Genomic DNA, 22742 nt, shown 5'->3' with positions numbered 1-22742 from the left:
CCCTCACCGGCGCCCCTCTACGCTCAGGATCGGCGGCTTGCTTAGCCAAGCCTAACCAAACTCCACCTTCGCCCGACTGCCGTGCGGCACCGCCGGGAGCGCACGATCGATCGCGCCCCGCGGGCCGCGGAGAACCGTGAACGCCACAGCACACACCCCATCAGTGAGCACGCGCCTGCGTGTCCTGCTCGCCGCCCTCGTCTCCCTCGTCCTCGTCGCCGCCGGGGCGATGGTCGGCCCACCGGCCCACGCGACCGCGGCGACCGTCACCGCGGCGGTGTCGTCCGCCGACACCACCGGCCTCACCGTGCAGGTGCGGGCCGACGGTCTGCCGGACGTGACGGGCGTCTACGCCGCCCTGATCGTGTCGGGTACCGAGAGCGGCGTCTCCGCCGGCGGCGGCTACGCCGCGTTCGCGCTGCCCTTCCCGAGCGTGCAGCAGGGGGCCACGTCCTTCACGCTGCAGGCGCCAAACGCGTCCCTGGACCGGACGAAGACGTACGAGGTGCTCGTCTGGCAGCAGCACTCCGCGCCGTCAGCCGCCACGATCTACGGCCGCGGCGACGTCACGGTGACGCCGGAGCAGTGGGACACGATCTTCGGAACGACGCCCACCGCGCCGGGCGAGACGGAGCCGGGCGAGACCGAGCCCGGGGAGACGACTCCGGGTGAGACGGAGCCGGGGGAGACGGCCCCGGGTGAGACGGAGCCGGCGCCGGCCGAAGCCGCCATCGAGGTGTTCCTCGCCGACGGCACCACGCCCGCTGCGGGCGCTCGCCTTCAGGCGGGCGACGCGATCGTCGTCAAGGGCACCGGATACGACCCGACCGCGAACGTCGGCGGACGCGGCGTCCCGATCCCGTCGAACCTGCCCCAGGGCGCCTATGTGGTCTTCGGCAACTTCGCCGCGACGTGGCAGCCCTCGCAGGGGGCGTCGTCCTCGGCGCGTTCGGTCGGTGCTCAGGCCTGGGCGCTCGCCGAGGATGTGCTGACCCAGGTCCCGGCGCAGTACCAGGGTGCGATCCGCGCACAGTGGGTGGACATCTCGCCCGACGGCTCGTTCCAGGTCACGCTCACGCTCAAGGACACCCCGGCGACGCCCGGCTCCTACGGCGTGTACACCTACCCGGCAGGCGGTGTCGTCAACGCCGACCAGGAGCGCAGCGTCGCTCTGGACTACCGCATCGCCTCGGGGCTGACGACCACCGTGACCGCGGCGACGGCCGAGGACGGCCTCACGGTCACGGCCGCGGCGACGAAGCTCGGTGCCGTCACCGGTGCCTACGCCGCGCTGATCGAGAAAGGTACGGAGGCCGACGTCACCGCCGGAGGCGGCTTCCTCGCGATGCAGTACGTGCGCGGCATCACCGGCGGCGGCTTCAGCGCCGACCTGACCGCGGCCGCGAGTGCTCTCGACCGGTCGAAGGCCTACGAGGTGATCGTCTGGCAGCAGCACACGATGCCGAACGCGGACACCATCTACGCACGCTCCACCGTCACCGTCACCGACGCGCAGTGGCGCGCACTCCTCGGTGAGAAGCCGACCGAGCCGAAGCCCCCAGTCACGCCGAAGCCCCCGGTGACGCCGACGAAGCCGGCCGCGACCGTCCCCGGGGGGTCGCTGCGCTGGGCCATCTCGTCCTCGTTCACGAACTACATCACCGGACCGATCGCCCAGGGAGCGATCACCGTATCCGGGGGCGCCACGCGGTCCGGCGGCCAGTTCCAGTTCGGGCAGACCGTGGGCGGCGACTTCGACGCGGCTTCCGGACGCGGCAGTGTCGTCTACCGCGGCGCTGTGCGCTTCACCGGCCACCACGGGGTGCTCGACGTCACGGTCGCCGATCCGATGATCCGGCTCACCTCGGCGTCCTCCGCCACGCTGTTCGTGACGAGCGGGGGTGCGCAGGTGCCGTTCGCGACCCTCGACCTCTCCCGCGCCGTCCGCACGTCCGCCGGTGGCGCCGTCACCTACACGGCGGCACCTGCCGCCCTCACGGACGCCGGACGCGACCGCGTGCTCTCGGGGTACGGCACCACGCTCGCCCCCGTCTCGTTCACGATCGGCTCCGTCGCCGCCGCTCCGTCGGGCACGACGGGAACGGTCGCGGCGGCCGCGGTCGTCCCGAAGGCCACGCTCCCGACGACCGCGCCGACGGCGGCCGGCATCGAGGTCGACGAGGAGAACCTCGCCGCGCTCGCCGCCGGGAAGACGGCCACGGTCTCCGCCGCCGGCTTCCGTGCGAATGAGGAGGGCATCAAGGTGGTCGTGTACTCGACCCCCGTGCTGCTCGGCACGGTGACGGCCGATGCGGCGGGGGTCGCGACGTGGTCGGGTGCCCTCCCGGCCACGCTCGCCGACGGCGCGCACACGCTCACCTTCCAGGGTTCGGTCGATCGCGGTCTCGCGTTCACGCTCACCAGAGCGACCGCGGAGATCGGCGTGTGCACGGTCGAGGGGGCGACCCTGCACTGGGGCTACAAGGAGTCGTTCCGCACGTACATCGAGGGCATCGCGCGGGGCGGCTGGACGCTCACCGACGTCACCTACGAGTACCCCGCCTTCGTGTGGACGAACGGCACCGGTTCGCTGGATGACGAGGCGCGCACGGGTCTGGTCGCCTACGGCGGCAGCATCACCTTCACGGGCCACGACGGGGCGCTGAACACGACGCTGGCGAACGCGCGGGTCGAGCTCGCGGGCGACACCGGCTACCTCGTGTTCGACGTGACCGGGACCACTCAGGCCGGGGAGGCCGTGGCGCAAGAGGGCGTGCGTCTCGCCGAGTTCGCCCTCGCGGACGCCGCCGTCGTCGACGGCGCGCTGACCCTCGATGCGGTTCCCACGACGCTGACCCCGGCCGGTGCCTCCGCGTTCGGCACGTATGAGGCGGGCGAGGAGCTCGACCCGGTCTCCGCCGTGATCCCGGTCGACGGCGCCTGCGGCACTCCCGCCGACGAGGAGCCCGAGTCAGAGGCCGAGGCGGACGCGGCGGTGACCGCGATCAGCGCGCCGGTCGCCACCGAGGAAGCTCCGGTGTGGCCCTGGATCGTGGGCGGTCTGGTGGTCGTGGCGCTGGCCGCGACGGGCGGGGTACTGATCGTGCGTCGCACTCGGAGGGGGGAGCCGGCCGAGACGACGACCGAGGTCTGAGTCCGGCGGCTATCGGAACCGCCCTCCCCGGTGATCGGGGAGGGCGGTTCCGTGTGCGGCTGCGTACGCCCGCAGAGGGTGGGACAATGGAGGCATGCCCTCCCACGACACCCACCAGACCGTCGAAGCGACCGTGCGCCGTGTGCCGCGGTACGGCGTGCTCATGGGCATCGGGGTCGTGCTGGGCGTCATCGCCGCCGGCATCCTCACGATGGTCGGCAGCTTCGAGCAGTCGCAGGCGCTCGACGTCGTCTACCCGCCTGGTCAGGTCTTCGGCTTCCTGCTGCTGTGGACCGTGCCGATCGGGCTGGCGCTGGGTGGCGTGGCAGGCCTCATCCTCGAGCGGATCGCCCGCCGCCATGACCGCGTCGTGAGGGTCGACCGGGAGACCGTGGTCGACGAGGACGACACGACGACCGACCCCTCCTAGGCGAGCTCGGCGATCACCGGCCGGATGGCGGAGTCGAAGGCCACGACGTCCCGGCGGAGCCCGTCGGTCACCGCGACCGTGAGGTCGCCGATCCACCAGATCCCGCGCTGGGACAGCGGCAGCACCTGCACGTTCAGCTCGAACGAGTGCGCGCGGCGTCCGATGTCACGCTCGAACTCCGCGATCGCGCTCGCGTACGCCCGGTAGGCGTCCCCGCCGGTGTGGCTCTTCATCGACCCGACGTACCGGTCGTGCGCGGCGGTGGCGTACCGGAGGGCGGTTCCGGCATGCGGCCGGATCGCGGCGGAGAGCGCCTCGGCGCCGCTCGCCGGGAGGGCCACCAGGGTGTCGAAGCCGTCGATCAGTTCCAGGGGCACACCGGAGTGATGAGCCCGGGGCTCCACGGTCATGTCCCAGTACCCCTGCCACTGCGCTTCGACCTCGGGCGGGGCATCCGCCGCATCGGGGGCACGCACCGAGAGGTCGCGGAGGGACGGAAGGTCCAGCGGCGCCCTGATGCCCAGCAGCTGGCGCAGCGCGAGCGCGACGAGCACCGGAACGCTCGCGTCTTCGCGGATGAGCCACTGCGGCTTGTCGGCCATGGCCCCCATCGTAGGCGGGTGCGGCAACCGTGCGGAGTCCTGGCACGGTAATGCCCTCCGTGAGCCGCGTCACCGTCCGGACCGCCGCGCACGAGGCCGCGGGCGTCGCCGACACAGCGAAGGGCCAGGCCGCGGACGTCGTCGCCCACGAAGCGAAGGATCAGGTGCGAGACCTGTACCACCAGACCAAGACGGAGCTGTCGGAGCAAGCGGCGGCGCAGCAGCGCCGGGTCGCGGACGGACTCCGTTCCGTGGGCGGGGAGCTGGGCACGATGGCGGAGCGCTCCGACGGCGGTGTGGCCGCCGACCTCGTTCGCCAGGCGTCGACGCGGATCCAGGGCATCGCCGGCTGGATCGGCGACCGCGACCCCGGGTCGCTGCTCAGAGCTCAAGCAGTCGGCCACGCGTGCCGGCGGCGGGGCGGGGATGCTCGGCGGGGCGGGATACGGCGCACTCATGATGAAGGGCGCCGTGCGCTCGAGGGGCGACCGGGTCATGGGCGCTGCCGACGACGCCGGGGATTGGCTCGGCGATGCCTCCTCCTCGGTCGCCGATGCGGGGCGGCACACCGTCGCCAAGGCCCAGGGGAATCCGCTGGCGGTGGGCCTGATGGCCTTCGCCGCCGTCAAGGAGGAGGCCGCCGGCGCTGCTGCGCATGTCCGCGACGACGCGACCCACGCCGTCGACGAGGTGAAGAGCAGCGCGCAGGACGCCCGCGACAACGTCGCGGGCCAGAGCTGACATCCTTCGCCGTGCCGGAGCCAGGGCCCGACTCGCAGCGCCGAGTCGGGCCCTGGCCACGTTTCAGAGGCTGTCGGTGGGGAACGACGGCGGGCGCTTCTCGAGGAACGCCGCGATCCCGTCCCTGCTGTCGGCGAGCGCGAACGCGTCGCCGTACAGCCGGGTCTCCTCGGTGAAAGCTGCGGCGCGGCTCTCCGCGACGGCTGCGCGCAAGGCGGAACGTGCCAGCGCGGTCGCGGCCCGCGAGCGGGGCCTGCCTGCTGTGAGGGCGGAGAGGGCCTCGTGCTGCAGCGCCGCCGGCGTGACCAGACGTGTCGCGAGCCCGTGGGTCAGCGCCTCACTGCCGTCGAGCGTCCGACCGATCATCACCATCTCGCTCGCGAGGGCCGGGCCCACCCGTTCGAGGAGTCGGCGCACACCGCCGAACCCCGGAATGAGGCCGAGCGTCGGCTCCGGCAGGGCGAAACGCGAGTCGGCAGTGGTGAAGATCGTGTCGCAGGCGAGCGCCAGCTCCAGGCCTCCGCCCATCGCCGCGCCGTGTACGCAGGCGATCGTCGGGAAGGGGACGCTCTCGATGAGCGTCATCAGACCCTTCGCCCGCTCCGCGACGGCTCGCCCCGCGGCGCCGGGGTCGAGCGATTCCCGCCCCGCGCGGAGCTCGCGGAGGTCGGCACCGGCGGAGAAAGCCGTCCCGGAACCGCTGAGCACGACGCCCGCGAGAGAGAGGCCGGCCAGGTGGTCGACCGCATGCACGAGCTCCGTGATCATGAGCTCGGACAGTGCGTTCCTCTGCTCCGGCCTGCACAGCCGGACCTGAGCCACGGCATTCGCGATGGTGATGTCGATGGTCTCGTACATGGTTTTCATGAGTCCCAGATCGCTCCGAAGGCGGGGAGGCCCTCTCGTTCGAGTCCCTCGACGAGGGACCAGGTGGTGGTGGCGTTGGAGATGCAGATGACGGCTTCGGCACCGCTCGTCCGGACGGCCTGGCGTACCAGCGCGAGCAGATCTGGCTTGCCGTCGGCTCGCGTGTCCCAAATCAGCGCGTCAGGCACCGCGTCGCGGATCTCCGTCACGAGGGACGGACCGTATGTCTCGACGGGTGATCGCGCCGACCACACGAGGTGCGCGGGCGCGGTGCGGGCGAGCAGATGAGGCAGGCACGGTCCGATGCCGCTGCCGGTGGCGACCCAGACCACCTTGGTGAAGAGGCGGTCGATGTTGCCCACTCCCGCGGTCGGGATTCCCTTGACCCACAGGTGTCGGGGCTTGTCATCGATGAGCCGACTGGTCCAGTCGCCCGCGCGCGAGATCGCCAGTCGGAAGCCGGACTGCCCCGGCGCGGGGATGTTGGCGAACGCATGCCATTCCCGGAGCGGGCTGCGGCTGATCGCGGTCGACGATCCGGCGAACGGCGTGACCCCGTAGTCGAAGCGGGCGATCGCGACATGCCCGGAGGGTGTCTCGATCTCGACCGGCACGCGACGCAGCCGCAGCCAGGGGAGGGCGATGCTCACGGTCGTCGCCGCGAGCAGCCAGAGCGGAGCGGAGCCGAGATACTGCTCCGGTGTCGCCTGGGTCTGCGCGAGCATGCCGATGGTCTGCACCCATACGAGCAGGAGGAGCATCCACCCGCCGAAGCGGTGAGTGAGCTCGAACGCGTCGTGGTGGCGCGCGCGGGCAGAGGGAAGAGAGGTGACGAGCATCGATAGAAGGATGAGGGAGGCGAGAGAACTGGTCGTCAGGAACAGCGCGGACGCGCTCGCGGCGAAGGTGCCGACGGTGAACACGACGTACCAGGCGGTCGCGCCGATCGCTGCTCCGACGTGCACCCCGCCGAAGCTGTAGATCTTGCCGAGCGCCCACCGGGTGCGCAGGGGGAGCGAGTGGGGTGCCCCGGTCGCCAGGCGGAAGAGCAGGTTGATGACGTACTGCTGCCGGACAAGCGCCGCGACGAACACGTTGATCCCGGCCGCAGTGAAGGCCTGCTCCGGTGTCGGCTGCGGAAGGAGCGCGAACGCGAGCGCGTTGCCCGCGACGACCAGAGCGGCGAGCCGGTTGTACGGCTTCAGATACCGGGAACGGCGCAGGCGTGCCCACCGGGAGGCGGGAGCTCGCCGGCGGTCGAGTCGTGTCGCGGTGGTCGATGCGGTCATGCGGCCGCCCTCGTCGTGGTCGCGGCGGCCGCATCGAGGAGGCGCAGCACGGCCTCACGATCGACCTTCCCGCGCGGAGTCAGAGGAAGCCGATCCGCCGCCACGACCTCTGTCGGCACACAGTAGTAAGGAAGCAGCTCCGCGACGGCCGTCCGGGCCGCGTCGGGATCGACGGTGGCCGGGACGACCACCGCGGCGAGGTTGCGCGCGTCCCGGCGCACCGTCACCGCGGCGCTGCAACCGGGAGCGGATTCCAGAGCGCGGGAGACGGAGTCGAGTTCGACGCGGAATCCCCGCACCTTCACCTGATCGTCGGTGCGGCTGAGGTGCTCAAGTTCACCCCGCGGGGTCCAGCGCCCCACATCCCGGGTGCGGAACATCCGGCTGCCGTCCGCCGCGAACGGATCGGGGACGTATCGCTCCTCGGTGAGGTGGGGGTTGCCGATGTATCCGGCGGTGACTCCGGCGCCGCCGACCCACATCTCGCCGCTCTCGCCCTCCCGCACCGGCCGAAGGTCCGGGTCGAGGACGTACACGCTGGTCCCCGGAACGGGAGCGCCGATCGTGAGCGGGCGGCCGGGGTGGTGCTCCACGAGCGTGTTGATGATCGTGATCTCGGTCGGACCGCACGAGTTGAGGAATCGATGCTCTCGAGCCCACTCGTCGGCCAGGGCCTGCGGGCAGCGTTCCCCGGCGACGACGACGGTGCGTGCCGTGCTGCGATGGGAGGAGAGCGTGGCGAGAATGCTGGGCGTGGCGACCAGCACGTCGACGCGCTCCGCGGTGGCGGCGATGTCCGTGCCGCGGATCACCAGCGTGCCGCCGTGCACGAGGGCGCCGAACATCTCCCACATGGCCATGTCGAAGGCGATGTTGAGCACCTGCCCCACGCGTGTGCCCGCGGTGATGCCGAGATCGCCGGGAGCCTGGGTGAGGAGGTTGACGAGGTTGCCGTGACTCACCTGCACGCCGTTGGGGACTCCGGTGGTGCCGGAGGTGAAGATGACAGCGCAGGTGTCGGACGGGGTGGACGCCACGGAGAAGGCAGGCGACGTGGCCTCCCGCGGCTCGTCGATACGGATCACCTCCAGTCCCTCCGGCATGGTGCCGACGAAGCGCTCGGTGGTGAGCACGACGCGCATCCTCGCCTGCTCCGCGATCCGGCCCAGCTGCGCGCGCGGCGAGATGCGCGCGTCCTGCGGTGCGTACGCGGCGCCGGTCTTGAGCACCGCGAGGATGCCGATGACCATGGCGATCGAGCGTTCGAGGAAGACGCCGACCACGTCTCCTCTGCCGACCCCGCGCTGCCGGAGGTGCTGCGCCAGCCGGGAGGAGGCATCGTCGAGCTCGCCGTAGGTGAGTGAGGCTGAGAGATGCTCCACCGCGCATCGATCCGGGGCTTCCGCGGCACGGGCCTGGATCAGCGCGGTGATCGAGGTCGACGGCGCGGCGCTCGGCGCGCCGAAGGAGGGCGAAGGCAGGCGCGGTTCGTCGGGGCGCTCGGTGGGAATCGGTTCGATCATCGCTGGTCCTCTCTGTCCGGGACCTCGCATCGGGACCGGGGTCGCGATGCGAGGAGGGACCGCCCACGCTAAGCAGCCGCGAAGGCGGGCGGCGGACTTCTTTCGGGACCGTAAGGAGTGGCGACTGCGCGCGCCCGCGAGCTGCTATCCACGGCGCGTCCCCGCACGACGACGGAGCACGGCCCCGGCCGCCAGCGCGAGCACCGCCCCCGCGGTGAGCCCGATGAGACCGCCGGTGTCACCACCGGTCGCGGCCAGCCCTGCGGGCGGAGCGGGCGGCGTCGGCTCCGACGGGGAGGGCGGCTCCGCGGTGGTCGGGGGCGTGCTCGGGGAGGGCGGGGAGAGCGTGGTCGGGTTGGTCAGCTCGACCGCCGCGACCGATCCCGCGCCGATCGTGAGCCGTGCGCCTCCTTCGGTCGTCGTCACGCCGTCACCGCGGAACTGCGGGCGTCCCCACACGACACCGGGCACGGCCTCCGCGGTGTGCTCGGACAGCGTCACGACCGCGCCCGCTGGGATCTGCGCGACCTGGCGGGCGGTGCCGTCCGCGGGCAGCGTGAGCGTGCCGGTCACCAGGCCATCCGCGGTGGGGTAGGAGTAGTCGACGGCGAACGTCGTATCGACCGGGACGAGGCGTGCCCCGTCGCCGACGATCCGTTTCGCGACCGAGAACCCGCCGCGCCCGTCCCCTGCGCCGTCGCCGCCCGCCACGCTCGCCGTCACGGTGGCCGTGGTGGTCGTGACGCTCGACCCGGAGACGGTGTTGGCGAACACCTGGCCGTCGTGCGCATCCGCCGGCAGCTCGGTCCGATACGACAGCCGATACAGGCGGTCGGCCTGCGCCGGCGCCGTGAGCTCCACGGTGAACGCCGAGCTCGCGGGGCCCGGAGTGAGGATGAAGTCGGATCCCGCCGCGAGCGGGTGGAAGTCCGCCGGGTCGAACAGGCCGCCGGCCCACGCGTCGGTGGCGACCGAGCCGATGGCCACGGTGTCCGGTAGCAGGGTCAGCCCGGGCGTCGCGGTGTCGGTGAGGGTCGGCCGCTCTCCACTGAGGAGTCGTCCGGGCACCCAGATGTACCACTCGATCCTCCCGTCGGTGGTCTGCACGCCCGACTTGGTCGCGTCCGTCGGCACCGGCTCGGGACGCTGCGGGCCGACGCCGCCGCCGGGGATCTCCACGGTGATCGGATCCCCGTCCCCGGTGGTGAAGGTCACGGTGTCGACGTCGGTGGTCTCCTCCGCCTTCACCTGGAAGAACAGGGTGCCGCGGACGTTGTCATGGGTGAGGACGTAGTCGCTCAGCGTGCACGTGATCGCGCTCGCCGTGACGGTGCAGGTGCCGACGACGGCACCGTCCGGATCCCGCAGCGGGAATGTCGAGGAGACGCCGACGAGGCGGGGCGTCGTGGGAAAGGCGAGCGAGAAGGTGTCCCCCGGTTGCGCGCTGTCCGGAACCGCCCAGGTGCCCTCGAGTCGGAGCGTGTCGTACAGGTGGATGTCGCCTGTCGGTTCCACCACCGTCGCCGCTGTGATGGCATCCAACTCCGCCGCCTGCGCCGCCGGCGGCACCGCGAGCCCGACGAGGGCGAGGAGGGCGACGGCGCTGCTCGCCGCGCCCCGCCTTCTCCCGTGCCGTCGCTCCGTTCTCTTCGTCCGTATGCGCACAATCCACCTCTCCTGTTCTTTCCGGGACACCCGGTCGTCGAGCCCGCCCGATTCGCCGACAGACTCTCACATGTGTGAATGATTACGCTACAGATGAGGACGTATTGATGCCGCTCGATCCGCCCTGCCCGCGAAGAGGGCCGCGAGCCGACGGGGCGCCCGCGGGCGGTAGGCTGTTCGAGTGGCTGCCTCCCCCACCAACCCCTATTCCGAAGCCGGCGTCGACACCGCGGCGGGTGATCTCGCCGTCGAACTGATGAAGTCGTCCGTGCGCGCGACGCACGGCCCCGAGGTGCTCGGCGGTGTCGGCGGTTTCGCCGGTCTGTTCGACGCCAGCGCGCTCCGCGACTTCCGGCGTCCGCTGCTCGCGACCAGCACCGACGGCGTCGGCACCAAGGTCGCCATCGCGCAGGCCATCGACAAGCACGACACGATCGGCCAGGACCTCGTCGGCATGGTCGTCGACGACATCGTCGTGGTGGGCGCGAAGCCCCTGTTCATGACCGACTACATCGCCTGCGGCAAGGTCGTCCCCGAGCGGATCGCGGACATCGTGCGCGGCATCGCCGAGGCGTGCGCCGCGACGGGCACCGCGCTCGTCGGCGGCGAGACGGCGGAGCACCCCGGTCTCCTGGGCCCTCGCGACTACGACGTCGCCGGCGCGGCGACGGGTGTGGTCGAGGCCGACGCCATCCTGGGCGCGGAGCGTGTGCAGGACGGCGATGCGGTCATCGCGGTCGCCTCCAGCGGCCTGCACTCCAACGGCTACTCGCTCGTGCGCCACATCATCACCCGTGCCGGGATCTCCTACGGCGACAACGCCGAGGACTTCGGTTCGACGTGGGGCGAGGCTCTGCTCGAGCCCACGCGCCTCTACACGCTGCCGCTGCTGCGCTTGATCGAGGCCTCCCGCGGGGTCCACGCCCTGAGCCATGTCACCGGCGGCGGCATCGCGGCGAACCTCGCGCGCGTGCTTCCGCAGGGGAGCTGGGTCGAGGTCGACCGCAGCACGTGGTCGCCGAGTCCGGTCTTCCGCGTGCTGAGCGACATCGCCGGTTCCACGCTGGAGTCCGCCGAGGGCACCTGGAACCTCGGCATCGGATTCCTGGCCGTGGTGGCGGCGGACAAGAAGGACGTCGCGATCGCGGCGCTGAACGCCGAGGGCATGCCCTCCTGGCAGGTCGGCACGGTGGGCTTCGGCTCGCGTCCGGACGGCGAGTTCGAACAGGGCGCCAAGGGCGTCGATGGTGGAGCAGTGCGCCTCGTCGGCGCCTACGCGGACGGAGCGAAGTAAGAGCCCATGTGCGGCATCGTCGGAATGGTGGGCTCTGCCCCGGTCAATCAGGACATCTACGACGCCCTCCTGCTGCTGCAGCATCGCGGGCAGGACGCGACGGGCATCGCCACCGCCGAGGCGAACGGCGTCATGCACAACGCCAAGGCCCAGGGGATGGTGCGCGAGGCGTTCCGCACCCGCGACATGCGCGGACTGCTCGGCAACGTCGGTCTCGGCCACGTCCGCTACGCCACCAAGGGCACCGCGTCCAGTGAAGAGGAGATGCAGCCGTTCTACGTGAACGCGCCCTACGGCATCATCCTCATCCACAACGGCAATCTGACGAACACCCGCGAGCTCGCCGCCGACATGGCGCAGCGCGACCGTCGGCACCTGAACTCGTCCAGCGACACCGAGCTGCTGCTCAACGTGCTCGCCGGCGAGCTGCAGGCCACGACCTCCACGGTCGACCTCGACCCGGACCGGATCTTCGAGGCCGTCGCCCGGACGCACGACCGCATCGAGGGCGCGTACGCGGTTATCGCCGTCATCGCCAACTACGGCCTGCTCGCGTTCCGCGACCCGTTCGGCATCCGTCCGCTGATCCTCGGGCGTCGTCCGTCGGTCGTCCCCGGGGCCGAGGGCAAGGACGAGTGGGTCGTGGCGAGCGAGTCCCTCGTGCTGGAGAACGGCGACTACGAGGTCGTGCGCGAGGTCGAGCCCGGCGAGGCCGTGTTCATCACGAACGATGGCGAGCTGTTCACGAAGCAGTGCGCCGCCGAGACGCACCTCGCCCCCTGCGCCTTCGAGTACGTCTACCTCGCCCGTCCGGACTCCGTCATGAACGGCATCTCGGTGTACGAGTCCCGCCTGCGGATGGGCGACAAGCTCGCCGACACGATCGCGAAGCACGTGCCGATGGACAAGATCGACGTGGTCATGCCGATCCCCGACTCGTCGCGCCCTGCCGCGATGGAGGTCGCCCGCAAGCTCGGCATCGAGTACCGCGAGGGCTTCTACAAGAACCGCTACGTCGGCCGCACCTTCATCATGCCAGGGCAGGCGGTGCGCAAGAAGAGCGTGCGTCAGAAGCTCAACGCCATGTCCACGGAGTTCCAGGGCAAGAACGTGCTGCTGATCGACGACTCCATCGTGCGCGGCACCACCTCGAAGGAGATCATCCAGATGGCGCGGGACGCCGGAGCCGCCTCGGTGACCTTCGCCTCCGCCGCCCCGCCGGTCCGGCACCCGCACGTGTACGGCATCAACATGCCGTCGCGGCACGAGCTCATCGCCCACGGCCGCACGATCCCCGAGATCGCGGAGGAGCTGGGCTGCGACCACCTCGTGTACCAGGAGGTCGACGACCTGAAGGCCGCGATCACCGAGGGCTCCGCGCTGGAGGACCTCGACATGAGCTGCTTCGACGGCCGCTACGTCACCGGAACCGTCACCGACGAGTACCTCGCCTGGGTGGAGGGGTCGCAGACCTCTTGATGTCCGGGTCCCCGAGTGCGCCGCAGGGCCGACCCCTCTGGCAGGGGCGCGCCCTCGCGTTGATCGGGATCGTGCTGGTCGCGTTCTCGCTGCGGTCGGCGGTCGCCTCGCTCTCTCCGGTCCTCGATCACGTCGCCGAGGACTTCCCGGTGGCCCCCGTGATCGTGGGGCTGATCGGCGCCGCTCCGCCCGTCTGCTTCGCGCTGTTCGGGCTGCTGACCCCCCTGTTCGAGCGCCGGTTCGGGCTGGAGCGGATGGCGGTCGTGGCCATCGTGCTGATGGCGGCGGGTATGCTGCTGCGCGGCCTCGCCCCCGACTCCTGGAGTCTGCTCGCGGCGACCGCGGTCGTGTTCGCCGGCGTGGGGTCGGGCAACGTCCTGCTGCCGCCGCTGGTCAAGAAGTACTTCGCCGACCGGCTCGGCGTCATGATGACCGCGTACTCCACGACGCTCGCGGTCTCGACCTTCCTCCCGCCGCTGGTCGCCGTCCCCATCGCCGACTCGCTCGGCTGGCGGATCTCACTCGGCATGTGGGGTGTGGTGGCCGCCCTCGCACTCGTGCCCTGGGTCACCCTGCTGGTGCGCTCGCGCGGCGACGACCGCCCGGTGCCGACGGAGCTCCTCGTCCCCGACCCCACCGACGGCGTGGACGATGTGCGCGACGCGGTCGCCGCCTCGACCGGGCCGATCACGACCCAGTCGGCGAGTCCCCGCGTCTTCGGCCGGCTCTGGCGACTGCCGCTGGCGTGGGCGCTCGCCCTCGTGTTCGGCACGTCGTCGACCATGGCCTACGTCGCCTTCGCCTGGCTGCCGACCATCCTCGTCGACCTCGGCGGGGTGACCCCGGCGACCGCCGGCTTCCTGCTCTCGCTGTTCGCTCTCGTCGGACTGCCCTGCTCCATGCTCGTGCCGGTGCTCGTCGTGCGGTTCCAGGCCACCCGCCCGCTGTTCTTCGTGGCCGTGGTCGCCGGCCTGGTCGGGCTCGGCGGACTGCTGCTCTTCCCGACCATCGCGCTGCCGCTGTGGGTGGCGATCTTCGGGCTCACCGCGATCATGTTCCCGCTGAGCCTCGTGCTCCTGAGCATCCGCGCCCGCACGCCGGAGAGCGCCGTCGCCCTCAGCGGCTTCGTGCAGAGCATCGGCTACGCGATCGCGGCGGTGTTCCCGCTCCTCGTCGGCCTCCTCCACGACACCAGCGGAGGGTGGCAGGTGCCGCTTCTCGTGGTGGCGGGGGTGCTGGTCGTCTCGGTGCCCGCGGGGATCATCGCCGGTCGGCGCCGCACGATCGAGGACGAGTGGGAGCGGCGTCACGGCCGCTGGTGACGATCGCCGTCAGCGCGTGACGCGCGGTGGCGCGGTCGAGGAGCGCACGATGAGCTGCGGGTCGGTGGAGGGCATCTCGCCGATCGGGTCGTGGCCCTCGATCTGGGTGATGAGCCGCAGCGCGGCGGCGCGGCCCATGGCCTCGAACGGCTGACGGACGGTGGTCAGGGCGGGGGAGGCGTAGGCGGCGAGGGCGATGTCGTCGACGCTCACGACGGAGATGTCCTCCGGCACGCTGCGCCCGGCCTCGTGCAGGGCGCGGATGAGGCCGAACGCCATCTCGTCGCTGCTGACGAAGACCGCGGTCGCCTCGGGGATCGCGGCGATGGTCCGCCCGGCACGGTACCCCGACTCCGGGGTCCAGTCCGCCGGGATCACGGGCGGCGGGACGATGCCGCGCTCGCGGAGCGTCTGCTCCCAGGCCTCGCTTCGCTGCTGCGTCTCCGTCCAGTAGTCGTCGCCGGAGACATGCCATACGGTCTCGTGGCCGAGGTCGAGGAGATGCTCCACGGCGAGGCGGGCGATCGCGCGCTGGTCGACCGCGAGCGGGGCGTCCTCCTCGAGGGAGGTGCGCTCGCTGCGGGTGGCGGGCGTCCGTTCGGTACGCGCCCGCATCGCCGGCGTGTCCAGGGCGATCGGCACGCCGAGGATGATGCCCTCCGCTCCCTGCCTCTCCAGACGATCGAAGGCCTCGAGGAACGCGTCGTCCGAGGCGTGGTCGGCCACCGCCGCCGTGGTCACGGTGTAGCCGTTCGCCGCCGCGGCCTGCTGGATGCCGACGCCGAGCGCGGCGGAGGAGTAGCGGTCGGTCGAGACGACGATCACGCCGAGCACGCGGGTGCGGCCCGAGGCGAGCGACGCCGCCGCGGCGTGCACCCGGTAGCCGAGCTCCTCGACCGCGGCGAGCACTCGTCGCGCCGTCTCCGGCCGCACGTTGTCCTGCCCGGACATCACGCGCGAGACGGTCTGCGTGGAGACGCCGGCGAGGCGGGCGACGTCGACCTGGCTGGGGGCGCGGTCGTCTTTCGGACGGCGAGGTGACATAGCCCAATGGTAGCGATCCATCGGCGGAAAACCAGGGAGCGCGGACCTCGGCGATGCGATAATGTGAACGCAAACAATTCAGCTGGGAGTGCAATGTCCGACCTTCTCGCCGCGGCTTCCGACGGCTCCTCCACCGCCGTCGCCGCGCCGACCGCCGCCGCTGTCTCCGGCGCTCCCGCCCTGTCCTGGCACGACGGGGAGATCCTCCGCGACGGTGTGCCGCATCGCATCCTGTCCGGCTCGATCCACTACTTCCGCGTGCACCCCGACCAGTGGGAGGACCGCCTGCGCCGGCTCGCCGCGATGGGCGCGAACACGGTCGACACCTACGTCGCCTGGAACTTCCACGAGCGGGTCGAGGGGGACATCCGCTTCGACGGCTGGCGGGACGTCGAGCGCTTCGTGCGGCTGGCGGGCGAGGTGGGCCTGGACGTGTTCCTCCGGCCGAGTCCCTACATCTGCGCGGAGTGGTCGAACGGTGGGCTGCCCTTCTGGCTCACCGGCAGGGTCTCGGCGCTGCGGACGAGCGATCCCGCGTTCCTCGCCGCCGTCGACGCCTGGTACGACGCGCTGCTCCCGCGGCTCGTGCCCCTGCAGGCGGCGTACGGCGGGCCGATCGTGGCGATCCAGGTCGAGAACGAGTACGGATCGTTCGGCAGCGACGCCGCCTACCTCGCCCACCTGCGTGACGGGCTCCGCCGACGGGGGATGGTGGAGATGCTGACGACCGCCGACGGGATCACCCCGGACATGATCGCGCACGGGAGCGTGCCGGGTGCGATGACGACGTTCACGTTCGGCACCGGGGTGCCGGTGGCGGCCTCCCTGCGTCGGCACGGGGAGGCGCTCATGTGCAGCGAGCTCTGGGGCGGCTGGTTCGACCACTGGGGCGAGCGGCACCACGTGCGCTCGGCGGACAGCATGGGCGGGACGATCCGAGAGCTCCTCGACGAGGGCGGCTCGGTCAGCCTCTACATGGCGCACGGGGGCACCAACTTCGGCCTGTGGAACGGCGCGAACCACGACCTCGTGCTGCAGCCCACGGTGACCAGCTACGACTCCGACGCCCCGATCGGCGAGGACGGCACGCTCGGGGAGAAGTTCCATGCGCTTCGCGCGCTCTTCGCGCCCTACCGCGCGGACGGCCTGCCACCGGTTCCCGACCAGCCGCGGCGGCAGTCCGCGGCCTCCGCCCCGCTGGAGCCACGGGCGGGCCTGCTCGACGTCGTGCGGGCGACCCCTGCGGTGGGCGCGCTCTCGCCCCGCCCGCTCACCTTCGAGCAGCTCGGGGCGGAGGACGGCCTTGTCGCCTACGAGGCTGACGTGTCGTTCCCCGACGACGCGACGCTGACCGTCGACGGCCTGCACGATCGCGCGATCGTCTTCTTCGATGACCGCCGCCTCGGTGTGCTCGAACGGGACGGTGAGACGTCCCTCGCTCTCCCCGTTGACGGCGGCTCCGGTCGGCTGACGCTCGTCGTCGAGAGCCTCGGACGCATCAACTACGGGCCGTACACCGGCGAGGGCAAGGGCATCATGCGCGGGGTGATGATCGGCCGCCGCCTCGTGAACGGCTGGACGCATCGCCTCCTGCCGCAGACGGCACCGGTTTCGGACACCGTCGGGTCGGGCGGAACGGACGGCCTCGCCATCGCCGAGTTCGATATCGCTGAACCCCTCGACGCGTGGCTCGCCTTCCCCGGTGGCGGCAAGGGCCTGGTGTGGCTGAACGGATTCCTGCTCGGACGCTACTGGAGCGTGGGCCCGCAGGAGACGCTCTACGCCCCCGCGCCGCTGTGGCGTGCCGGCCGCAACGAGATCGTGGTGCTCGACACCGACGGCCTCGGGGCGATGGTGGAGATCCGGGAGGCGCCGTCCTTCGGGGAGACCGAGGAGTTCATCGGCTCCTGAGTGTCACACGGGCGCGGGTGGTGACCTTCGGCCAATGTTTGCGCATACTTAGCGCTCGACTCTTGTCTTAAGCCACAAGGTCGCTCTACGGTGATAGCGCAAACATCGGTTCCGATCGATGATCCACCTGCGGCGCACCGGGGCGTCCTTTCCTCCGGCCGTCGCACCGTTCGAGAGGCAAGACGTGTCGACACCTTCCCGACCGCCGCGCACCGCCGTCGCCGTCAGCTCCCTGCTGGCGACGGCCCTCGCGCTCGGCGGAGCGCTCCTCCCCGCGACCGCGGCACAGGCCGCCGATCTCGTCCCCGTCCCGCACGCGGACTACCGGCTGCACGCGGTGTCCAGTGAAGCCGACCCGTATCCGGCACCGCCTTCGCTCGACGGCACCGCTCTCGGGGCCTTCGACGGCGACTACTCGACCCAGTGGACGTCGCGGTACTCGGCCAACGCCCCCTTCCCGCACTGGATCTCCCTCGATCTGCAGCGGTCCCTCTCGGTGAAGGCGCTGGACTACTCGGTCAAGCGCGGCCAGAGCGTCGCGGCGAAGACCGTCGAGGTGTACGTCACGGATGACGCCGACGCCGCGCGCACCTCGCCGGCCGATGGGGGATGGGGCGCCGCCGCCGCGGCCGCGACGCTGCACGCGCCCACCGCGAACGACGAGAAGCAGCGCATCACGCTGGACACCGCGAAGGACGGCCGGTACGTCGCCCTCCTCATCATCGACGCGCAGGGCACCACGGGCGGCGGCGCCGGCGAGATCCAGGTGCTCTCCGACGAGGAGCTCCCGCCGATCGTCACCGAGCCGGAGACGCCGGAGCAGCCGGAGCCCGGGGACACCGTCGAGATCGCCGCGGGCGGCACCACGGCCACCGTCTCCTCCGCGTTCCCGCAGATCCTCGGCTACCGCGTGGGCGATGACCGCCTCGGCGGGCAGAAGAGCTCCCCGCGCACCTGGGCGGTCAACGGCACCGCCTATGCGTCGACCACCACCTCCACGGCGACGGCGACCGGCGTCGACTACGTCTCGACCCTGACCGGCCTCGACGTCACGGTGCGCAGCAGCATCCGCGTCGCGGCGAACGGCACGGTCGAGTTCGCCGTCACCGGAGTCGACGGCTCCGCCGCGGTGAACACCCTGGCGCTCCCCGACAACGCGTTCCTCTCCGCGACGGCCGCAGACGGCGCCGTCCTCGACCGCACCGTGATCAGCCCGAACAGCACCACGAACGCCGATGAGCACATCGCGGTGGGTGCGGCGACGGCCACTGGCACGAAGGGCGCGGCCTTCGCGTTCCTCGGCGACGGGACCCTCGCCGGCAGCGTGATCACGAACGCGACGACGCAGGCGTCCGGCGGCACCGCCTCGTGGAACACTCGGCTCACGACGCGGGTGACCGCTGCCGACGGCCGGACCGCGGAGATCGGCTCGAACACCTGGCTCATCCATCCGACCACCGCCGTCGACAGCCGGGTGACGACCTACGCCCTGCCGAAGGTCACGGTGCTCCTCACCGCCGACCGCAACGGCGACGAGACCGTGGACTGGCAGGACGCCGCGATCCGCTACCGCGAGGTCGACGCCCCGCGCCTCGGTGCCGACCGGGTGGCCGACCGCGTGGTCAGCCGCATCCCGTTCAACTTCGCCTCCAGCGCCACGAACTACTTCGACCTCGTGCTCGACAACACCAAGCGCATCGCGAACCAGACCGACGGCCTCGGCCAGTGGGTGCTCAACAAGGGCTTCGGCAGCGAGGGACACGACTCCGCGAACACCGACTACGGCGGGAACTACAACGAGCGTGCCGGCGGCCTCGCCGACCTCAACCGCCTCGTCGACGAGGGGGCGAAGCTCAACGCCGACATGAGCGTGCACGTCAACGCCACGGAGATCTACCCGCAGGCGGACGCGTTCGACGCGGCGATCCTCGACGGCACCCCGCCGTACAAGCCCGGCTGGAACTGGCTCGACCAGTCGTACTACATCAATCAGCAGACCGATCTCGGCACCGGACGCGTGCTCGACCGCTTCCAGCAGCTGCGGGACGAGGTGCCGGGACTCAGCGGCGTCTACATCGACGTGTACTACTCCAACGGCTGGGTGGCCGAGGAGCTCGCGGACGAGCTGAACGCCATGGACCTCGAGGTCGCGACCGAGTGGGGCGACAAGTTCGTCGACAGCACGGTCTGGTCGCACTGGCCGAACGACCTCGCCTACGGCGGCAAGGACAACAAGGGCATCAACTCCACCATGGTGCGGTTCATCCAGAACGCGCAGGCGGACGTCTGGAACGACGACGTCCTGCTGGGCCAACAGCGTCTCGTCGATGCCGAGGGCTGGGTGGGCAACCGCAACTGGGACGGCTTCATCGGCAACATCTGGTCGCAGAGCCTGCCGACGAAGTTCCTGCAGCACTTCGACCTGCAGACGTACGAGTCGGGGGTCGAGGCGACGTTCACCGACGACGTGGTGGCGCGGCTCGACGGCGGCACGCGGGTCGTCACGATGGACGGCGCGACCGTCCTGCGCGGCGACTCCTACCTGCTGCCGTGGCAGTCGCTGGAGTCGAGCGCCGAGTCCGGATCGCCCGTCGACGCGGACAAGATGTACTTCTTCACGGCCTCCGGCGGCGAGAAGACCTTCGGTCTCACGGACGCCTTCCGCGGCAACACGACCTTCGACGTGTTCGCACTCGGAGACCAGGGCCGCGAGAAGGTGCGCACCGTCACCGCGGTCGACGGCGAGCTCACCCTCTCGGGCGAGAAGGGGACGGCCTACGTCGTCGTGCCCCAGGGCGGGGCGCAGCGGGCGGCGATCGAGTACCGCGACGCCGGTCTGACCGATCCCGGGTTCAACGCGGGCGCGCTCGACGGCTGGAACCCCCGGGGAGAGGTGACCATCGAGCGCACGGACCTCGGTGCGGCGAAGAACGCCTCGCGGGGCGACAACATCGCGGTGTTCGGCTCGTCCGCCTCCTCGATCTCGCAGACCGCCACCGGCCTCACCCCCGGGGAGCGCTACGCGTTCTCCGCGCAGGTGCAGATCGATCCGACGGCCACGCGGGACGTGAGCGTCGCGGTCGACACCGGCGGCGGCGTCGTGAGCCGCACCTGGAACCTGTCCCCGACGTACAACTACATGCGCGCCGACTCCAAGGCCGGGCAGTACTACCAGCGCGGATCGGTGTCGTTCGTCGCTCCGGCCTCCGGCGAGGTGACCGTGTCGGTCTCGGCGGTCGCCGGCGACGCGGCCGTGCGGATCGACAACGCCAGGGTGATGGCGGACACGACGGCACCCACCGCGTCCGGCACCGTGTACTCGAACGACTTCGAGGGCAATCAGCCCGGGTGGGGCCCGTTCGTGAAGGGCGACGCCAACGGCATCGACGACCCGCGCACGAGCATCTCGCGGCGACACGACCCGTACACGACGAGCGACTGGCGCAACACGGCCAAGCCGTTCGACAGCGGAGCCCTCGCGGGGCTGGCGGTGGACAGCACCCTCACCGGTGAGCACTCGCTGATGTCCCACTCCGAGAACTCCGGCGTCGTCTACCGGACCGACCCCACGCTGGTGCCGCTGCAGGCCGGGCACACCTATCGCATCGGGTTCGACTACCAGGCCGGCGCGAGCGGGGCCTACCGCTGGCTGACCGGCACCGACGCCGTGCTCGACGGGGAGATCTCCTCGACGACCCTGCGTCGCACCCCCGTCGTGCAGGCCCTGGAGACCACCGCGTTCCAGGAGGACGTCATCGTGGGCTGCGGCGACTACACGTGGGTCGGCCTGGAGCGCGTGGGCGGCCCGGACGTCGACTTCGTCCTCGACGACTTCACCGTCACCGACCTGGGTCCGACCGAGGGCGGCACCCCGTGCGCCACGGTGTCCGGCGAGGCCGTGACCCTGAGTCCCGGGGCGCAGACACCCTTCACCACGACCTTCACCAACAGCGAGGACATCCTGGCGGAGAACGTCGGTGTGCAGCTCGACCTCCCGGAGGGCTACACCGTCGAGGTCGCAGACGGGTCGTCGAACCTGTTCGCGAAGGTCGCCCCCGGCGAGAGCGTGACGACGGACTGGCTGCTCACGGCACCGGCGTCGGCCGCGGGTTCCGCCGTCAGCATCGGGATCGCGGCCACCTATCTCGTCGACTGCGACGTGCGGACCGTGCAGACGGCGCAGGAGGCGGCGGTCGCCTCCCGTGCCCGCATCCCGAACGCGCAGATCACCGCGACCGCGAGCTCCGAGGAGACCGCGGGTGAGGACGGCACGGCGGCGAACATGCTCGACGGCAACGCCGGGACGTTCTGGCACAGCCGCTGGAGCAGCGACGCCCCCGGGTATCCGCACGTGCTCACGTTCGACCTCGGTTCCGCGGAGACGGTCGACGGCATCTCCTACCTCCGGCGCGGCGCGAACCAGAACGGTCCCATCAAGGGGTTCCAGGTCGCGGTCTCCACCGACGGGCAGACCTTCACCGACGTCGCGGCGGGAGAGTGGAAGAACGTCGCGGAGTGGCAGGATGTCGACTTCGCCGCGACGACCGCGCGATACGTGCGGGTGACGGCGACCTCGTCCATCTCGGGCACGCCGTTCGCGGCCGTGGCGGAGATGGCGGTGTACGGCGTCACGTCCCCGCAGGCGGGGCACGCCCCGGAGAAGCGACCAGCAGACGACCTCGGGGCGTGCGCCCCGGAGACCGATCCGGTGCTCACGCTCGGCGCGGATTCCGTACGGGCAGGGGAGACGGTCGAGGTCGTGCTCTCGGGCTTTGCGCCCGGCGCCGCCGTCTCGTTCTGGCTGGACGGCGTGCGGCTCGCGGACGCGACGGTCGATGCGCGCGGCGCGCTGACCACCCGCGTGCTCATCCCCGCGGATGCGACGGTCGGGAAGCATCGGTTCCTCGTCAAGGACGCCTCCGGCGCCGAGGTGGCCGGCGCCGCCCTCAAGGTCAAGAAGGCGAAGCCGGCGAAGGCGGCGGTCCTTACCCCGTCGGTCGGTACAGCGGCGGCCGGAGACTCCCTCCGCGTGCAGCTCCGCGGCTTCGACCCCGAGTCCGTCGTGCAGCTCTGGCTCCACTCGGAACCGGTCAGGGTGGGCGAGGTGACGATCGCCGCCGGCGGCAGCGCGGTCGCGACCGTCCTCATCCCGGCGGCCACGCCCGCGGGTGCCCATGCGCTCGTCGCGACGGACGCCGCGGGCGCCGAGCTCGCTCGTGCGGATCTCGCGGTCACCGGCGCCGCGACGGGTGCCGGCGGGGCTCTGGCCACGACCGGCGCCGACGGGATGACCTGGCTGGCGGTGGCTGCCGGGGCCCTCGCGCTGAGCGCCCTCGGCGCAGGGCTCTGGCGGCGGCGACGTAGCTGAGTCCCTCTGCTGCACACGAGAGGCCCGGGGTTCGCCCCGGGCCTCTTCTGCAC

14 protein-coding genes are annotated in these 22742 nt (G+C 71.5%); 8 read left to right on the top strand and 6 right to left on the bottom strand.

Annotated elements, in window-relative coordinates:
- Positions 1-163: 163 nt before the first annotated feature.
- Together BK819_RS03010 and BK819_RS03005 are read left to right on the top strand one after the other, a co-directional pair.
- Complete coding sequence (locus BK819_RS03010; protein WP_071327796.1) at positions 164-3154, top strand: HtaA domain-containing protein; 2991 nt, start codon at positions 164-166, stop codon at positions 3152-3154.
- A gap of 94 nt (positions 3155-3248) precedes the next feature.
- Complete coding sequence (locus tag BK819_RS03005; RefSeq protein WP_071327795.1) at positions 3249-3584, top strand: hypothetical protein; 336 nt, start codon at positions 3249-3251, stop codon at positions 3582-3584.
- Here the strand turns inward: BK819_RS03005 and BK819_RS03000 are convergent.
- Complete coding sequence (locus BK819_RS03000) at positions 3581-4186, bottom strand: zinc-binding alcohol dehydrogenase (protein ID WP_083391632.1); 606 nt, start codon at positions 4184-4186, stop codon at positions 3581-3583. The two genes, BK819_RS03005 and BK819_RS03000, sit on opposite strands and share 4 nt — an antisense overlap.
- 456 nt (positions 4187-4642) lie before the next feature.
- On the opposite strand from BK819_RS03000, the gene BK819_RS02995 reads away from it, so the two are divergent.
- Positions 4643-4927 (top strand): hypothetical protein, encoded by a 285-nt coding sequence (locus BK819_RS02995; protein WP_143049235.1) that lies wholly within the window; start codon positions 4643-4645, stop codon positions 4925-4927.
- Between the two features lie 63 nt (positions 4928-4990).
- Here the strand turns inward: BK819_RS02995 and BK819_RS02990 are convergent, their stop codons facing one another.
- From BK819_RS02990 to BK819_RS02975, 4 genes are all read right to left on the bottom strand, one after another.
- Complete coding sequence (locus tag BK819_RS02990; RefSeq protein WP_071327792.1) at positions 4991-5785, bottom strand: enoyl-CoA hydratase/isomerase family protein; 795 nt, start codon at positions 5783-5785, stop codon at positions 4991-4993.
- Positions 5786-5790: 5 nt separating this feature from the next.
- Positions 5791-7083, bottom strand: coding sequence for a hypothetical protein (locus BK819_RS02985; protein WP_071327791.1), 1293 nt, complete (start codon positions 7081-7083; stop codon positions 5791-5793).
- A complete protein-coding gene (locus BK819_RS02980; RefSeq protein ID WP_071327790.1) occupies positions 7080-8606 on the bottom strand; it encodes an amino acid adenylation domain-containing protein in 1527 nt (508 codons plus the stop codon). Before BK819_RS02980 ends, BK819_RS02985 begins: the two co-directional genes overlap by 4 nt.
- Positions 8607-8750: 144 nt before the next feature.
- Entirely contained in the window at positions 8751-10148 is a 1398-nt protein-coding gene (locus BK819_RS02975) for a DUF5979 domain-containing protein (protein ID WP_143049233.1), read from the bottom strand.
- Between the two features lie 304 nt (positions 10149-10452).
- Between BK819_RS02975 and purM the strand changes: the two genes are divergently transcribed.
- From purM to BK819_RS02960, 3 genes are read left to right on the top strand one after another with little or no spacing between them, the layout of a single operon-like run.
- Positions 10453-11565 (top strand): phosphoribosylformylglycinamidine cyclo-ligase, encoded by a 1113-nt coding sequence (purM, locus tag BK819_RS02970; protein ID WP_071327788.1) that lies wholly within the window; start codon positions 10453-10455, stop codon positions 11563-11565.
- A gap of 6 nt (positions 11566-11571) precedes the next feature.
- Entirely contained in the window at positions 11572-13044 is a 1473-nt protein-coding gene (gene purF, locus BK819_RS02965) for an amidophosphoribosyltransferase (RefSeq protein ID WP_071327787.1), read from the top strand.
- Complete coding sequence (locus tag BK819_RS02960; RefSeq protein ID WP_071327786.1) at positions 13044-14366, top strand: CynX/NimT family MFS transporter; 1323 nt, start codon at positions 13044-13046, stop codon at positions 14364-14366. The genes purF and BK819_RS02960 overlap by 1 nt, the downstream gene beginning before the upstream one ends.
- 9 nt (positions 14367-14375) lie before the next feature.
- Here the strand turns inward: BK819_RS02960 and BK819_RS02955 are convergent, their stop codons facing one another.
- A complete protein-coding gene (locus BK819_RS02955) occupies positions 14376-15410 on the bottom strand; it encodes a LacI family DNA-binding transcriptional regulator (RefSeq protein ID WP_071327785.1) in 1035 nt (344 codons plus the stop codon).
- 93 nt (positions 15411-15503) lie between these two features.
- Between BK819_RS02955 and BK819_RS02950 the strand changes: the two genes are divergently transcribed.
- A complete protein-coding gene (locus tag BK819_RS02950; RefSeq protein ID WP_083391630.1) occupies positions 15504-17321 on the top strand; it encodes a beta-galactosidase family protein in 1818 nt (605 codons plus the stop codon).
- A gap of 184 nt (positions 17322-17505) precedes the next feature.
- On the top strand, positions 17506-22689 hold the full coding sequence (locus BK819_RS02945) for an endo-alpha-N-acetylgalactosaminidase family protein (protein WP_071328067.1): 5184 nt from the start codon (positions 17506-17508) through the stop codon (positions 22687-22689).
- Positions 22690-22742 lie beyond the last annotated feature (53 nt).

It is taken from the genome of Microbacterium sp. LCT-H2 (genome assembly GCF_001866135.1).
Lineage (GTDB): Bacteria > Actinomycetota > Actinomycetes > Actinomycetales > Microbacteriaceae > Microbacterium.
This window is presented reverse-complemented; position numbering and strand designations above follow the sequence as displayed.